The sequence below is a fragment of the Sporosarcina sp. SAFN-015 genome (genome assembly GCF_059415085.1).
In genome coordinates, this window is record NZ_JBPFDR010000002.1 from 38,114 (window position 1) to 52,079 (window position 13,966).

Genomic DNA, 13,966 nt, shown 5'->3' on the forward strand with positions numbered 1-13,966 from the left:
TCATATGCGTTTCAGTGTGCTCGCCAGTGGCAGTACGGGCAATTCCATATATATAGAGACCGAAGAGCATGCTTTTTTGGTCGATGCAGGGCTTAGTGCGAAAAGGATGGAGCAGCAGTTAGAAAATATCGGCCGCTCCATGAATAATGTAGATGGCATACTCGTAACTCATGAACATAGCGACCATATTAAAGGGATCGGTGTGCTGGCGCGACGATATAAAGTACCGATTTATGCGAATGAAAAGACGTGGCTTGCAATGAATGGGCTTGTCGGCGAAATTCCGATGGAGCAGCGTTTTCACTTCAATATGGAAACGAATATGTCATTCGGCTCGCTTGATATTCAATCGTTCGCAGTTTCCCATGATGCTGCGGATCCAATGTTTTACGTTTTCCATGAAAAGGATCGTAAGCTGGCACTTATCACCGATACGGGGTATGTGAGCGACAGGATGAAAGGGCATATCCAGGGTTCCGATGCATTCGTATTTGAAAGCAATCATGATGTCGGTATGCTGCAAATGGGACGTTATCCATGGTCCGTCAAACGCCGGATTCTGAGTGACGTTGGGCACGTCTCCAATGAAGATGCCGCAGTCGCAATGAGCGAAGTTGTAGCCCAAAAAGAAACAAGAATCTATTTGTCGCATTTGAGCAAGGACAACAATATGAAAGATCTTGCAAGGATGAGCGTTTCGCAAACATTGGAAGCATGCGGAATCCGATCAGGGGAATTTGTACATTTGTATGATACTGATGCGGACAAACCGACAGAGCTTGTCACTGTCTAATAATCGTCGAAAAGCTTTGCCTTCGGGTGAAGCTTTTTTAATTGGAAAATATCCTAAAGGTAAACAAAACTTGATTTTAAACAATCGGATTAGGGTAAAGTGAGTGTAACTGTCTATAGAAAGGGAGAGGAGAATGGACGAGTTTAATCAGAGACCTGACAATGAAGATGAAAGGCCGGATATCCAAGAACCTGAAAGACGTGAAGAGCCGGCAAGATTCGGCGAAAGACCTTCGAAGCCAAAGCGTCGTGGCGGATTCCTGCCAGCTCTTTTCGGTGCACTGCTCGGTGGACTCATCGTCTGGTTGATCATGAATTCTACTTTCGATAAAGAAGAAGTGACACCTCAAGTCGGAAGCGAAACGACAGGTGAAAACAATCTGTCTAGTGAACGGGTTTCCGTAGATATCAATACAGACGTCACTGACATTGTCTCCGAAGTCACAGATACTGTTGTTGGCATTACCAATTTGCAAACAGTGCGCGATTTTTGGTCTTCGGCAGAAACGACTAGGGAGACTGGCAGTGGATCGGGTGTCATTTATAAGAAAGAAGGCGACAAAGCGTATATTGTTACAAACCATCACGTTGTCGAAAACGCTCAAGGACTTGAAATAACATTTGATGATGGAACAAAAGTGGACGGCAGGCTTGTCGGCAGTGATATGTGGACAGATTTAGCCGTTGTGGAAATCGATGCGGCACATGTAAAAACAGTGATTCCTTTCGGCGATTCTGATGCGTTGAAGCGGGGTGAAACTGTTCTTGCAATTGGTAACCCGCTTGGCCTCGGTTTTGCAGGTTCTGTCACGATGGGTATCGTATCGGGGAAGGACAGATCGATTCCAATCGATTTCGATGAGAACGGGACAGTCGATTGGCAAGCTGATGTTCTTCAAACCGATGCAGCCATAAACCCCGGAAACTCTGGGGGTGCTCTTATTAATATGGCAGGTCAACTGGTCGGCATCAATTCGATGAAAATCTCGGAAGCGACAGTGGAAGGAATTGGCCTCGCTATTCCAATCAACATCGCCGTGCCAATTATTAAGGATCTGGAAAAGACCGGAACGGTTCAGCGACCGACAATGGGTGTAAGTCTCCTTGATTTGCGAGATGTTCCTTCAACCGAACAGCAAAGAGTGCTGAAATTGCCGAAGGACATAGCTAACGGCGTGATCGTCACTCAAGTATTCCGTAATACGCCAGCCGAGGCGGCGGGTGTTCAACAATATGACGTCATTGTAGAGATGGATGGAAAGAAAATCGAAGACATGGTCAGCTTGCGAAAACATTTATACAATGACAAAAAAGTAGGCGACACGATGAACATGAAAGTGTACCGGGATGGAAAACAGATAGAAATCGAAATGGAATTGAGGGACGGCAATACGTTCTAATGGCATAAAAGTGAGCGTGAAACTGAATAGAATGTTACACTTTTTACGAGGATGTAATATTTATTTATCCACAACAGGCGGCATAGCAGAACATCGGCTATACTGCCTGTTTTTCTGTAAAAGTTATGAGCATGTGGATAAGAAATCAAAATTGTGAATAACATTGTGTAAAAATTCTAAGAAGAAAGAAGTGTGGTCAATGAAAATATATAGCTGTGAAACCCATATCAATCATGCACTTGACGTGTTTGTTGCAAAAGAGGAGACATTCCCGATCATGGAAAAAATCGAAGATGAGAAAAAGTTATCCACAAAATGCGAGTACTGTGACACACCCGCATCTTATATTGTGGCGAACGGATAATCGGGCACAATATATAGTTTTTACTGTGGATATGTGAATAAGTTCTGTGTATAACATTTCAGCAAAGGTGGACAACCCTGTGAATATTACAATTGTGTCAGTTGGCAAACTAAAAGAAAAATATTTGAAAATGGGCATCGATGAGTATGCCAAACGACTCGGTTCCTATGCAAAAATCGATCTCGTCGAAGTGTCGGATGAAAAAGCACCCGAGTCATTGAGCGAAGCCGATATGGAAATCGTCAAAAAGAAAGAAGCAGACCGGATCCTCGCTAAAATTAGCCCGGATGCATACGTTGTTGCACTAGCGATAGAAGGGAAGATGAAAACGAGCGAGGAATTGGCGGCGGGAATGGAGTCTTTAATGACATACGGCCGAAGCAAAGTCGTCTTCGTCATCGGCGGATCTCTCGGATTACATAATGATGTATTGAAACGTGCGGATGAGCTGCTATCTTTCTCAAAGATGACATTTCCGCATCAGTTGATGAAATTGGTGTTGTTGGAGCAGGTGTATCGAGGGTTTCGGATTATTAAAGGTGAACCGTACCATAAGTAAATGAGGTTTATAATATTAAATAAACTCTAACTTATACATGTTGTGTACAAATGCTAAAGATAATATAGTTGTTAAACCTAAATCTAACGTTTTCCTTACGACGATAAATCAAATTAACTCAGTTAATGAAACCTATCCAAATGGAATAGTGGGTTTTCGTCGTTATTTAATATTGCATCTGATTAGAAAGATAATCTAAATGCAATACTATGGATGTTAAACATTTAAATGGAGATTTTGAATACAAAGATGAAACGATTGGGCCGGTTTTCCTTTGTCATTTTTTTTCATAGCTTTATAATGATAAAAGATGGATTTTAGTTAGTTTTTTCTCTTAAGCCGTTTTTATCTATCGCTTTTAGAGAAAGCTTGAAGTATAGAAGGTGGGCGGAATTTAAATGAAGAAAATTGGATTTGATTTGGAGAAGTATTTGCAAGAACAATCTGCCTACATCCTAGAACGGGTGCAGCAGTATGATAAACTTTACTTGGAATTTGGCGGAAAATTGATAGGCGACAAACATGCCAAGCGTGTCTTGCCTGGATTTGATGAAGATGCCAAAATCAAATTATTGAATACGCTGAAAGAAAATGCGGAAATCATCATCTGTGTTTATGCTGGAGACATTGAACGGAACAAGGTCCGTGAAGATTACGGTATCACTTATGACCAAGATGTCTTGCGCTTAATCGATGAATATCGGGCATATGACATTTCTGTCAACAGTGTCTTGCTCACTCGTTATCAAGGACAGCCAACAGCCAAAGTATTTATGACCAAGCTTGAGAGAAACGGAATTAGCGTCTATACCCACAGTGAAATCAAAGGTTATCCCACAAATGTTGATGCGGTCATTGGTGAGGAGGGATTTGCGATGAATCCCTATATAAAAACGACAAAGCCAATCGTGGTAGTAACGGCACCCGGTCCGGCCAGCGGAAAGCTTGCAACCTGCCTTAACCAAATGTACCATGAGAATAAACTGGGAAATAAAGTCGGCTATGCAAAGTTTGAGACTTTTCCGGTTTGGAACTTGCCGTTAAAGCACCCAGTAAACATCGCTTATGAAGCGGCTACCGTCGATTTGAAAGACGTGAATATGATTGACAATTATCACTATGAAGCATACGGGAAAGTAGCGATCAATTACAATCGTGACATTGAGACGTTTCCTGTCATCAAACGGATTATTGAAAGGATTACTGGTAAAGAGTCTGTTTACCGCTCACCGACTGATATGGGTGTTAATCGTCTGAAATCGGGTATCACAGACGATATGGTCGTGCAGGAAGCTGCCAAGCAGGAAATCATTCGGCGCAGTTTCGTAGTAGAGAACGACTATAAAAAGGGGCTTGCCGATGAAGATAGTGTACGCCACATGCAAGTGATGCTGGAAGAGACGGACTTAAAGAAAGAGGATCGGGCACCTGTATTGCCTGCCCGTAATTATGCGAAAGCAATCCAAGAGAGAAATGACAGCACGAATTTACAAGCCGTAATTGCAATAGAATTGCCAAATGGCGAGATGATCACCGGTCGAACGACAACTTTGATGGATGCTTCGGCTGCCGCGATTCTGAATGGGTTGAAGAAATTGGCCAATATTGCCGATGAAATTGATTTGTTGTCACCTATGATTTTGCAGACGATTCAACGGTTGAAAACAGATGATTTGAACAGCCGAGTCCCGACACTAAGCGCCAATGAAGTGCTGATTGCACTGGCAATCAGTGCGGTCACCAACCCTACATCTGAGCTGGCTTATAAGCAACTGCCGAATTTAAAAGACACACAAGCCCATTCTACGGTTATATTGAATAGGGAAAACGAACAGACCTTTAAGAAGCTTGGAATCGACATTACCAATGATCCAGTATATCCGACTGAGAACCTGTATTACAATTAGGTTTTGGAAAACGCCTGCCTTTTTCTTCTTATATGGAAGTCTAAGGAAGATGTTTACTAAAAAGGTGTAGTCTTCTTCTAATTAGAAGACTACACCTTTTTGGATTAATGGATTAACTGCCGGAAAGTCTGTTGGAACCTATTAGAGACAAGCTTTAGCATACTGTTTTTGAAGGACTTAAAAAAGCTAGTCAAGACTTTTCAATAAATCTTGCCTAGCTTAGCTATTTTGTATGAAATGTTTAAATCAATATAGTAAATTTCCTTCAATGATTGCTAAATGTATTACATAGACAAACTACTGAAAGTTCCCCAATTCTCTTGCTTAGCAAATTGAGGATAGGTGGATATAAAATTAACGATGATAGTGGCGTTATCGAGGTTAGGGTATGTGTTGAATAGGAATCTATCGCCATATCGAATAGCTGTGAGTGCAAGTGGTAACTCACGTCTAAATATTTCATTGCGTATTGCAGCTATATTTTGAGTGTATTCTCCTTGGTCTATATATAAATACACATAGAGATATAAGGATTCCTCATTAATCATCCATTCACCTAAGACCTCATCTCTCATCTTAGGGTTCACTTGATCCCAAGCGTACTCATTTCCAATCGTTAAAAACAGATCACCAGTCGCATCTTTCTAATTGAGCTACAAATGGTTCAATCCTTAAATAGTGCTTAAAACTATGTTAGATGGATAAATCGCACTTAGACTAATTACGGTGAACCGTTCCATAAATAAGTAAAAAATAAAGAGACAGTTTCCTTAGCTTACTTAGCCTGGAAACTGTCTCTTTTAAAAATATTCTTCTTGATAATTAAGTAGTTCTTGATCTCGAAGTTTAAATAAAATAGATTTGCTCTGATTTCAAATTCTTCCCTTGTCTTTGGTAATTCTGTCACCCGTATGGACTCTTCGTATTCCTCTAATAGCTTTAATGCAATGCTTGTATCTCCCGAATCTACATGTTGACTGATGTTGAGAAAAATGCCGGCAAGCATGCCTCTTTGTTTGACGTCTAATTCCGAAGAAGAAACGATGCTAATAATACCAACCATCTGTTTTAAGATTTCCAATTGATCTTCCCGCATTTCGAGATAGTAATAATCTTTGTTTTCTTTGCGTAACAGATGATTTTCTACATCTTGTATAGCGATGTTTTTAGCCCGATTCAGGATATTTTCGACTTCAATTAACTCTTTTCCATCCCAATTTTGATCGCCGTCTTTTAAAAGAATAGAGAATTTGTATAGAATAACGCTGAATTTATTTTCGATTTCTGTTTTATAGTTTTCAATTTCTTTCTTAAAGCTTGGCATAATGCTGTTTACGAGTATGGCGATTCCGATGCCGATAAAAATTATATAGAGTTCATTCAAAACGTTTTCCAGGTTGGCTTCCTTGACCGTATAAATATGCAAAACAACAACGATGCTCGTTACAAAACCTTCCTGAATACGTGCTTTTATGAGGACGGGGACAAACAATAAGATAAATAGAGTTAAAACAATCGGATGATATCCCAACAGTTCAAAAAATATGGAACCAAGAAGTAACGACAAAAGAGATGCAAAGAACTTCTTTTGAATGGAATACAACGTCTTTTTCTTAGTCTTCTCAATGCACATGATGACGATGATGGCTGCAAATGATCCAAACTCTAAATTGAATAAACTTGCAATCCAAATTGCCAACCCTGCGCCTATAGCAGTTTTAATTGTCCGATATCCCATTCCAACCATAAACATCACCTTGTTGTTTGTTATACTTTCATTATAACCAAATTCTATCAAATAAAAATACGAACGAGGAGAGGATTCAATTATGATAACCGATTCAGATTTGAAGTACCTACGACGTTGTATTGAATTAGCTACAACCGCGCTGGAGAAAGGCGACGAGCCATTTGGTTCAGTCCTTGTCTCAGCCAACGGAGACGTGCTTGCCGAAGACCATAACCATGTGGCAGGCGGCGATCATACTCAGCATCCAGAGTTTGCATTAGCTCGATGGGCGGCCTCGAATATGACTCCTGAAGAAAGAAGCAAGGCGACAGTATACACTTCTGGCGAGCATTGCCCTATGTGTGCTGCGGCTCATGGGTGGGTTGGGTTAGGCAGGATCGTGTATGCAAGTTCATCCGAACAGCTAGTACAATGGCTGAGTGAAATGGGAGTTGCTCCTTCGCGCGTAAGGAATCTTCCTATCCAAGATGTTATTCGTGATACGACAATAGAGGGCCCTGTTCCCGAACTGGCTGAGCAAATCCATGAACTCCATCGTCAATTTTATGCAAATAGACAATGAAAAAAGCGAAAACCACTTAGAATTTTGTTATTACAATGTTCTAGGTGGTTTTTTATGCAATTATTGAGCTTCTCAAACATGAAATAACCAAACAACAATCGGTCCAAGTACTGAGCCGATAATTGCACATAATGCCATTGTGATAGAGCTCATTGAAAAGGCAATTTCACCGTATTCAGCTGCTTTGGAAGTCCCTATCGCATGTGATGCACTGCCAAGAGCGATCCCTCTGCCAAGGGGGCTATGAACTCGCAATAATTTATAAATAGTAGGAGCAACGATAACACCGAAGATTCCTGCAAACATAACACTGACAACTGCCAATGAGGCATTCCCGCCCAATCCTTTAGCGACTTCAATTGCGACAGGTGTCGTAATGGATTTTGGGATAAGGGACATGGTGAGTGAATGATCGATTCCGAAGATTTTAGCTATGAGAGCAACAGTGACCATTCCGGAGCTAGCACCAACCAACACGCCACCTGCTATAGGCAGCAGATGATCAAGTAAAAAACGGCGTTGCTTATACAATGGGTAAGCAAGTGCAACGACGGATGGGCCTAATAGTGAACTGATCCATTGCCCTCCTACCATATAGCTCTCATATGGAATATGAAACACCGACAGGACAATGATAATAATCGTAGTGGCAGTTAAAACAGGTATTAAAAATGAGTATGAATACCGTTTATAAACTTTAGCCATCGCAAGATAAGCAATGACCGTTAATAGTATCATGCAGAATGCGAGTGAAGCTTGTTGCATTCTTCATCATCCTTTCTTTTTTGTGCCTTTTTCTCAAAAAATTGCCCAGCCATTCCTGTAATAGCAATTGAAATGATAGTACTGAATAGAACGGCCAAAACGAACAACGCACCATGAAAGGAGAGTAATGAAGGATAGTTCATGATATCAACTGTTGTTGGAATAAAAAACAATACTAATACACTTAATACGAATCCTGCTCCCGTTTCAATCCATTTGACTGGAACAATCTTCATACATAAACAAATAAAAAGTAATAAGAGTCCTATGATACTACCTGGAATGATTAAGTGGAAAAAGTTTTGAATGACGTTTCCAATATAGGAAAAGACATATAAAATACAAATTTGTAAAACAATGACGAGAGTTTTCTTGATGTGCTGTTTCAATAGTAAACAACTCCCTTCTTTTAATCCTTTATTCTTTAAGATTTGCAATTATGGTGGCATGCGCTTTATCAATATGATTAATGACAGCATCCGTTGCTTGTCGTACATTTCCGGCTTTCAGGCCATCAATAATCAATGTATGTTCGAAGTGGATCTCATCCAAGCTTTTTCCTGCTTTCAAGGAAGCGAACCGATACCAATTAAAATGGTCAGTGAGATTTTCAATTAATTGATAAAGCCGGAGATTTTGGCTTAACTCTGCTAAAGACAAGTGAAAGGAAGAATCATAGTACACAAACTGTACAGGATCTTCCTTATTCGCGAACAGTTGTTTATCCATCACTTCAATCCTATGAATTGCTTCGTCATCAATAAGAGGTATGAGCAGTTCGATGACCAAAACTTCATTCGCTTTTCGCAATTGAAAAATATCGTCCACATCGCGCTTGTTAATGGTTTTGATGAAAATTCCTTTTCTCGGTACAGATGTAATCCATCCTTCCAGTTCCAACTGTTGTAAAGCTAATTTTAAAGGAGTACGGCTAATCCCAAGGCTTTCACTAAGCGAACGCTCATTCAACATAGATCCTGGTTCAATTTCATGTTGAATAATCGCCTTCTTAATTTCCTTATATGCATGATCCTTAAATAGTGGGGGTTGTTCTGCTTTAAGGAAGTTCATCGATATCACCTTTTTCATAGTAGTCGGCAGGTAGAATTTGCGTAATTGATAGCGTAAACGAAGTATTGGCATCTGGTATACCAGATGCCAATAAAATTATATCACTATTTTTTGAAGTATACAATCTATGCTGTTCTAATCATTTCCCGGTTAATTCTTTTATCATTACAATATGTGGAATTCCGTCTTCCATAAATACATCGGATGAAGTCCGATAGCCAAGTTTCTGATAAAAACCTTCTGCATGTGTTTGTCCGTGCAATTTAACAAGAGATAACCCTTTTTGGGCAGCGATCTTCTCTAGAGCGTCAACAATTACTTTCCCTAGGCCAAATTTTCGATAAGCCGGCAGGATGCAAATTCTTTCTAGTTTTCCTACGCCATCAACAACCCTAATTCTTCCGGTTCCGACAGGCTGTTCTTCGTAATACACCAATATGTGCTCACATTGTCCGTCCAGTTTGTCAAATGCATCGAATTCATCTTCCAATGGCACTCCTTGCTCTCTAACAAACACTTCTTTCCTAATAAAAAACGCCTTATCAAGATCTTGTTCTATCGTTATTTGTTTTACTTCCATTTAATTCGCCCTTTCTTGATTTAATAGAGTAGTATTTCATTTTTGAAATCGTCAATGTAGCAAGTATATAGAAATGAAAACCTATTGCCAACAGCTGTATAGACAAAAGCTGAACAAGCTTTCAGCAGTCATCCTTAATTATATCGGAATAACTTGCGGAGAGTTATTCGTTGTTATATGAACAATAATTTGATAGCATTTAGATATAAAATACTTAAACATCTAAATACATTGGAAAAGAGGAATTCTCATGGGAAGATTAGATAATAAAGTAGCGATTGTAACTGGAGGGGCATCAGGCATTGGGGCTAGCATGGTTGATTTATTCAGCCAGGAAGGTGCAATTGTCATTGCAGCAGATATTAATGATGAAGCACTTGAAATAGCGAGCCAAAAAGAAAATGTATATGGGATGAAATTAAACGTTACCTCAGATGATGAATGGGAAGTGTTGGCAAAAGAAGTGTTCGACCGTTTTGGTAAAATTGATATTCTCGTCAATAACGCTGGCATTTCATCAGAAAAACCATACCAAGATATTAATCTTGATGATTGGCAAAAAATGCTTTCAATTAATGGCTTTGGTCCATTTGCCGGTGTAAAACATGTTGCTCCATATATGGCTGTACAAAAGCAAGGTTCGATTGTCAATATTTCATCCTACACGGCTCAAATCGGCCAAGGATTCAATCACTATTCTGCTTCGAAGGGGGCTGTACGTGCTCTATCTAAAGCAGCTGCGACTACATTCGGCCATCAAGGAGTTCGTGTAAATGCTCTGTTTCCTGGCATTATAGAAACACCTATGACACAGTCCTTAAGCACATCCCAAGATCTTCTCGGACGATTGATCCAGGCAACGCCGTTGCAACGTTTAGGTAAACCGGCTGACATTGCAAACGCAGCATTATTCTTGGCATCGGATGAATCGTCTTATATCTCAGGTGCAGAACTAACGATAGACGGGGGATTCTCAGCACAATAAATACTAAGAAGGGCTCCAAATATTATTGGGGTTCAAGAAATTAATAAACACCAGCCTCCACCGGCTGGTGTTTTTAACCATTACTATTTTGTAGTTCTTCATACAGTGCACGAGCCTTTTCCTCGGCCAAACTCTTATCTGTATCATAAATGGTGATAAGTTTATTTCCGATAATAAAGTTCCATTGTTTTGTCATGTAATTCACCTGCCTTTCATCTTCTTTATATACCACTATTGTAGTGTTTCTAAACATTAATCGTATAGGGAATGTATTCTGCGCATAGTTTCACGATATTTTACAATACTAAGCTCGCTGTAACTTATCCTATTTGCAGGAGGGAAAACGTAAATGGCGAAGGACTCAAAACCGAGTTGGAAAAAGGATCACCCAAGTACTTTTCTAAGCAACTCTGTCCTAAAAGCAGATCGCTCTGTGAAACAAGCGATGTCACACCCTGAAGAGATGGCGATTGAGCATGCATTTAACTCAATCTTTCGTGCAGAAAACGCATTTGCCAACGCAGTAGAACGAAACGAACATATGGATACTGTCCAGCAAAACAAGGAACAGTTGGACTTGATGAAGCGGCAATTGAACGAAGCGCAGGAGCAAGTAGAGGAAGAGTAATTTGGGACAGTGACCCTCACTGATATTATGGGGTTATTTTTCAAATGAAATATTTTCGAAATTGATTGTGTTCCTTCTACCCTGATAAACATTGCTATAATAAAGGAGTGTCGAAAGCTGAGTGATCGCTTTGGACGCTCTTTTTTCTATATGATAGCCAGGGAGTTGGAATTATAAATGAACAAAAAAGCTATTGCGGATATTCGCAAACGTTTTAAGTTGGATACGGATTTATTAAAAATCATGGATATTTATAACGTGTACATCAGGCAGGAGAGCAGTGAAATCTATCACGAAGTTTGTCAGCCGTTTTCTTTGTTGGATAGGGAACAGCAGGAATTATTCCTAAACAATTTTAAAAAAGTATTGGGCGGTAAACTGGACGCTAAGCTATTCGAAGTGAAGTTTCGACGTCAATCGGAGGAGGAGCAGGACGAGAATCATACGCAACGGATTCTTTATGAGGGGCTTCATGCAGATGATGTGGAAGGATGGAAGGCGGATATGCAGCGCATCGCGCAAAAGATGGTGCAGGACATTCAATACGAAAAAGATATCGTCATTACCTTTATTCGCGGGAATTATTACAAACCGACGAAGCGGAATAGCGAAGAGTCGGAAGTTGCAGCACGAGACGAGGTATACAAGAACCCCTTCATCCTTTGCAGTATGAATCAGACAGTGGAGCCGAAACGATCGCTCGTGTTCGATTTCGTTGAAAAGGAGTTTAAATCCAGTTTTGTAGCGGATCCCATCATTAATCTTACGTCTCCGATCGGTGGGTTTTTATTCCCTTGCTTTACGGACAACACAGCAGACGTCAATCACGTACTATATTCTGCAGGCAAGGCAAACAAGCCGAATTTCCAGTTTATCGAGAATGTGCTCGATGGGGAAGAAATTATGACGGCAGAGGAAGATAAAGTCGTTTTTGAAGAAATTGTAAAATCGGTCGTCGGTGATGAAATGGATACTCGAACCCTTGCGAGTGTATATGATGAGATTCAGCGCATGATGGAAGTGGACGACGAAGAGGAGGAAGAAGAAAGCACTCCGACTTTAGATACGAAAGAAGTGACTCGGGTCTTAAAGGCGAGCGGCTTGGAAGATGTCAATGCTGAAAAAGTGGAAATGGCATTCCGAAAAGTGATCGATGATGATACGTACGAAATGAAGGCGAGTCATATCGTTCCTAGTTACACATCGAAGTCCATCAAAATCGAAACGAAAGTCGCGAACATCGCCATCAGCCCGCAAGATTTGCGGTTCGTGAGGCAAGTGACGGTCAATGGAAAGCGTTGCATATTGATCGAAGTGGAGGAAGACACGATGATTGAAGGATTTACGCTTATTTCAGAGGATTTGTTGGATTAAAAGAGGCGAAATCCCCATTAAATAATTTCTCATTTTAAAGACAAGCTAAGAAAAAAGAGAAAGGTGATCACATGGATAACCGACATGGATCAAGTGGTACGCAATATGAATAAACCTTTTACACCACAGCTTGTCTATTTTGAACCGAAAACATTGGAATATCCGCTCGGGAAACAATTGAAAGAGAAATTCGAGAAAATGGGGATTGAAATCAGATTTACAACTTCACATAATCAAATTCGGGATTTGCCAGGTGAGACAGATGCCCAGAAGTATCGAATCGCAAAATCGACATTAGTCGTCGGGATACGAAAAACACTGAAGTTTGATACGTCAAAACCATCAGCAGAGTATGCAATTCCTTTAGCGACAGGATGTATGGGGCATTGTCATTATTGTTATTTGCAGACGACAATGGGAGCCAAACCGTATATCCGGACGTATGTGAATGTGGAGGAGATCTTTGCGGCCGCGGACAACTATATCGAAGAACGGGCACCTGAAATCACCAGGTTCGAAGCAGCTTGTACATCGGACATTGTAGGTATTGATCATCTGACTCATTCATTAAAAAAGGCCATTGAACATTTTGGACAAACGGAATTGGGACGGCTACGGTTTGTGACGAAATTCCATTATGTAGACCATCTGCTTGATGCCAAGCATAATGGACACACCCGATTCCGATTCAGTGTGAATGCCGACTACGTCATAAAAAACTTTGAGCCAGGCACATCTCCATTGGCGAAGCGCATTGAAGCTGCAGGGAAGGTGGCAAGAGCAGGCTACCCACTCGGCTTTATCGTCGCACCCATTTACATCCATGAAGGCTGGGAGGAAGGGTATCGGCATTTGTTTGAACGACTAGACGAGGAATTGCCAATGGATGCCCGAGATGATATCACATTTGAATTCATACAGCACCGATTTACGAAGCCGGCGAAAAGGGTTATTGAAAAAAATTACCCGAAGACAAAACTCGAGTTGGACGAGGAAAAGCGACGTTATAAATGGGGCAAATACGGCATTGGCAAATACATTTATCAAAAAGATGAGGAAGATGAATTAAAGGAACATTTATATGGCTATATGGGTAAGTACTTTCCGAATGCCAAAATAGAATATTTCACGTGAAACAAATTGGAAGTTTGATTTTCTGTTTTCGGTCTCCTCTTTGTTATAATAAAGAAGTATCCAAAGCTATACTGTTGCTTTGGATACTTCTTTTT

General features: G+C 40.5%; 16 protein-coding genes and 1 pseudogene. 10 read left to right on the forward strand and 7 right to left on the reverse strand.

Annotated features, from left to right (window positions below):
* Positions 1–4: 4 nt before the first annotated feature.
* The 5 genes from ACR65H_RS03170 (at position 5) to ACR65H_RS03190 (ending at position 5,022) form a co-directional block, all read left to right on the forward strand.
* Positions 5–793 carry an MBL fold metallo-hydrolase gene (locus tag ACR65H_RS03170; RefSeq protein WP_440498621.1) on the forward strand — a complete coding sequence of 263 codons (789 nt, stop codon included), beginning with the start codon at positions 5–7 and terminating at the stop codon, positions 791–793.
* 133 nt (positions 794–926) lie between these two features.
* Positions 927–2,192 (forward strand): S1C family serine protease, encoded by a 1,266-nt coding sequence (locus ACR65H_RS03175; protein ID WP_440498622.1) that lies wholly within the window; start codon positions 927–929, stop codon positions 2,190–2,192.
* Between the two features lie 199 nt (positions 2,193–2,391).
* Entirely contained in the window at positions 2,392–2,556 is a 165-nt protein-coding gene (locus tag ACR65H_RS03180; RefSeq protein ID WP_440498623.1) for a CxxH/CxxC protein, read from the forward strand.
* 79 nt (positions 2,557–2,635) lie between these two features.
* The gene (gene rlmH, locus ACR65H_RS03185; RefSeq protein WP_440498624.1) at positions 2,636–3,115 is read left to right on the forward strand and encodes a 23S rRNA (pseudouridine(1915)-N(3))-methyltransferase RlmH; all 480 of its coding nucleotides are present in this window, start codon (positions 2,636–2,638) and stop codon (positions 3,113–3,115) included.
* 398 nt (positions 3,116–3,513) lie between these two features.
* Entirely contained in the window at positions 3,514–5,022 is a 1,509-nt protein-coding gene (locus ACR65H_RS03190; RefSeq protein WP_440498626.1) for a DUF1846 domain-containing protein, read from the forward strand.
* 284 nt (positions 5,023–5,306) lie between these two features.
* Here ACR65H_RS03190 and ACR65H_RS03195 read toward each other — a convergent pair.
* Positions 5,307–5,663 (reverse strand): annotated as a pseudogene (locus ACR65H_RS03195) (staygreen family protein); the annotation flags it as partial.
* A gap of 134 nt (positions 5,664–5,797) precedes the next feature.
* Positions 5,798–6,769 carry an aromatic acid exporter family protein gene (locus ACR65H_RS03200; RefSeq protein WP_440498628.1) on the reverse strand — a complete coding sequence of 324 codons (972 nt, stop codon included), beginning with the start codon at positions 6,767–6,769 and terminating at the stop codon, positions 5,798–5,800.
* A gap of 82 nt (positions 6,770–6,851) precedes the next feature.
* Between ACR65H_RS03200 and ACR65H_RS03205 the strand changes: the two genes are divergently transcribed.
* On the forward strand, positions 6,852–7,334 hold the full coding sequence (locus ACR65H_RS03205) for a nucleoside deaminase (protein WP_440498629.1): 483 nt from the start codon (positions 6,852–6,854) through the stop codon (positions 7,332–7,334).
* A gap of 72 nt (positions 7,335–7,406) precedes the next feature.
* On the opposite strand, the gene ACR65H_RS03210 is transcribed toward ACR65H_RS03205, so the two are convergent.
* From ACR65H_RS03210 to ACR65H_RS03225, 4 genes are all read right to left on the reverse strand, one after another.
* On the reverse strand, positions 7,407–8,099 hold the full coding sequence (locus tag ACR65H_RS03210; RefSeq protein ID WP_440498630.1) for an LrgB family protein: 693 nt from the start codon (positions 8,097–8,099) through the stop codon (positions 7,407–7,409).
* Entirely contained in the window at positions 8,069–8,488 is a 420-nt protein-coding gene (locus tag ACR65H_RS03215; protein WP_440498632.1) for a CidA/LrgA family protein, read from the reverse strand. The genes ACR65H_RS03210 and ACR65H_RS03215 overlap by 31 nt, the downstream gene beginning before the upstream one ends.
* A gap of 28 nt (positions 8,489–8,516) precedes the next feature.
* Complete coding sequence (locus ACR65H_RS03220) at positions 8,517–9,170, reverse strand: GntR family transcriptional regulator (protein WP_440498634.1); 654 nt, start codon at positions 9,168–9,170, stop codon at positions 8,517–8,519.
* A gap of 139 nt (positions 9,171–9,309) precedes the next feature.
* Positions 9,310–9,750 (reverse strand): GNAT family N-acetyltransferase, encoded by a 441-nt coding sequence (locus ACR65H_RS03225; protein ID WP_440498636.1) that lies wholly within the window; start codon positions 9,748–9,750, stop codon positions 9,310–9,312.
* Between the two features lie 250 nt (positions 9,751–10,000).
* On the opposite strand from ACR65H_RS03225, the gene ACR65H_RS03230 reads away from it, so the two are divergent.
* Positions 10,001–10,735: an SDR family NAD(P)-dependent oxidoreductase gene (locus tag ACR65H_RS03230; protein WP_440498638.1), complete on the forward strand. Its 735-nt coding sequence runs from the start codon at positions 10,001–10,003 to the stop codon at positions 10,733–10,735.
* A gap of 73 nt (positions 10,736–10,808) precedes the next feature.
* Here ACR65H_RS03230 and ACR65H_RS03235 read toward each other — a convergent pair whose 3' ends face one another.
* Positions 10,809–10,931, reverse strand: a complete 123-nt coding sequence (locus tag ACR65H_RS03235) for a hypothetical protein (RefSeq protein ID WP_440498640.1) — start codon at positions 10,929–10,931, stop codon at positions 10,809–10,811.
* A gap of 153 nt (positions 10,932–11,084) precedes the next feature.
* Here ACR65H_RS03235 and ACR65H_RS03240 point away from each other — a divergent pair, with 153 nt between their 5' ends.
* From ACR65H_RS03240 to splB, 3 genes are all read left to right on the forward strand, one after another.
* Entirely contained in the window at positions 11,085–11,363 is a 279-nt protein-coding gene (locus ACR65H_RS03240) for a hypothetical protein (RefSeq protein WP_440498642.1), read from the forward strand.
* A gap of 177 nt (positions 11,364–11,540) precedes the next feature.
* A complete protein-coding gene (locus ACR65H_RS03245) occupies positions 11,541–12,737 on the forward strand; it encodes a DUF4317 domain-containing protein (RefSeq protein ID WP_440498643.1) in 1,197 nt (398 codons plus the stop codon).
* A gap of 105 nt (positions 12,738–12,842) precedes the next feature.
* On the forward strand, positions 12,843–13,871 hold the full coding sequence (gene splB, locus ACR65H_RS03250) for a spore photoproduct lyase (RefSeq protein WP_440498644.1): 1,029 nt from the start codon (positions 12,843–12,845) through the stop codon (positions 13,869–13,871).
* Positions 13,872–13,966: the final 95 nt, after the last annotated feature.

What these genes read in the sequence shown, in the direction of transcription:
- ACR65H_RS03170 (WP_440498621.1), top strand. Translation starts at nt 5, where the DNA reads ATGCGTTTCAGTGTGCTCGCCAGTGGCAGTACGGGCAATTCCATATAT.
- ACR65H_RS03175 (WP_440498622.1), top strand. Translation starts at nt 927, where the DNA reads ATGGACGAGTTTAATCAGAGACCTGACAATGAAGATGAAAGGCCGGAT.
- ACR65H_RS03180 (WP_440498623.1), top strand. Translation starts at nt 2,392, where the DNA reads ATGAAAATATATAGCTGTGAAACCCATATCAATCATGCACTTGACGTG.
- ACR65H_RS03190 (WP_440498626.1), top strand. Translation starts at nt 3,514, where the DNA reads ATGAAGAAAATTGGATTTGATTTGGAGAAGTATTTGCAAGAACAATCT.
- ACR65H_RS03200 (WP_440498628.1), bottom strand. Translation starts at nt 6,769, where the DNA reads ATGGTTGGAATGGGATATCGGACAATTAAAACTGCTATAGGCGCAGGG.
- ACR65H_RS03205 (WP_440498629.1), top strand. Translation starts at nt 6,852, where the DNA reads ATGATAACCGATTCAGATTTGAAGTACCTACGACGTTGTATTGAATTA.
- ACR65H_RS03210 (WP_440498630.1), bottom strand. Translation starts at nt 8,099, where the DNA reads ATGCAACAAGCTTCACTCGCATTCTGCATGATACTATTAACGGTCATT.
- ACR65H_RS03220 (WP_440498634.1), bottom strand. Translation starts at nt 9,170, where the DNA reads ATGAACTTCCTTAAAGCAGAACAACCCCCACTATTTAAGGATCATGCA.
- ACR65H_RS03225 (WP_440498636.1), bottom strand. Translation starts at nt 9,750, where the DNA reads ATGGAAGTAAAACAAATAACGATAGAACAAGATCTTGATAAGGCGTTT.
- ACR65H_RS03230 (WP_440498638.1), top strand. Translation starts at nt 10,001, where the DNA reads ATGGGAAGATTAGATAATAAAGTAGCGATTGTAACTGGAGGGGCATCA.
- ACR65H_RS03235 (WP_440498640.1), bottom strand. Translation starts at nt 10,931, where the DNA reads ATGACAAAACAATGGAACTTTATTATCGGAAATAAACTTATCACCATT.
- ACR65H_RS03240 (WP_440498642.1), top strand. Translation starts at nt 11,085, where the DNA reads ATGGCGAAGGACTCAAAACCGAGTTGGAAAAAGGATCACCCAAGTACT.
- ACR65H_RS03245 (WP_440498643.1), top strand. Translation starts at nt 11,541, where the DNA reads ATGAACAAAAAAGCTATTGCGGATATTCGCAAACGTTTTAAGTTGGAT.
- splB (WP_440498644.1), top strand. Translation starts at nt 12,843, where the DNA reads ATGAATAAACCTTTTACACCACAGCTTGTCTATTTTGAACCGAAAACA.